Origin of the sequence: Flavobacterium aureirubrum (assembly GCF_038739835.1) — a bacterium.
GTDB classification, from domain to species: domain Bacteria; phylum Bacteroidota; class Bacteroidia; order Flavobacteriales; family Flavobacteriaceae; genus Flavobacterium; species Flavobacterium aureirubrum.
In genome coordinates, this window is sequence record NZ_JBCGDO010000085.1 from 1 (window position 1) to 553 (window position 553).

General features: G+C 49.5%; 1 protein-coding gene and 1 pseudogene. Both read right to left on the minus strand.

The window, feature by feature from the left end; all coding sequences use genetic code 11:
- On the minus strand, positions 1-481 hold a 481-nt coding region (locus WFZ85_RS16045), incomplete at its 3' end, for an RCC1 domain-containing protein (protein ID WP_413789746.1).
- A 9-nt stretch (positions 482-490) separates the two neighbouring features.
- Positions 491-553 (minus strand): annotated as a pseudogene (locus tag WFZ85_RS16495) (hypothetical protein); the annotation flags it as partial.

The window sequence follows — 553 nt, forward strand, 5'->3', positions numbered from 1 at the left end:
TGGTGGTGCCATCGCCCAACTGGCTTTTATCATTGCGACCCCATGCCCAGAGTGTACCATTACTTTTAATGCCATAAGAGCTGTCGAAACCAGCACTCACCGTCAGCCAAGTATCGGTTCCTATCTGCAAAGGGGTATCTCTAAAAAAAAGTATTGGGAGGGTATCCCCAGTTTGCCCATATTGATTTTCACCCCACGCCCATAGGGTGCCATTGTTTTTTAGCGCCAGCGCATGAAAGGAGCCGGTATCTAAAAAAGCCCAATCGGTATCATTACTCAGTTGCGTAGGTACGGTTCGAACCGTGAGGTTAGAAGGACCTATAAGACCAGTGACATTAGTACCCCATCCCCAGAGGGTACCATTATTTTTCAGTGCAAGAACCGCAGATGTAGTGGAGCAAGCGCTCACTTGTTTCCAATCGCTGGCGGTGCCTATTTGAATGGGGGTCAACTGATTGGCACAGCAGGTGTTGTTCCCCATTTGGTACTGGTTGTTTTGACCCCATCCCCAGAGCGTGTTGTCTGTCCTGATGCCAAAGCTGAAACTGGCGCC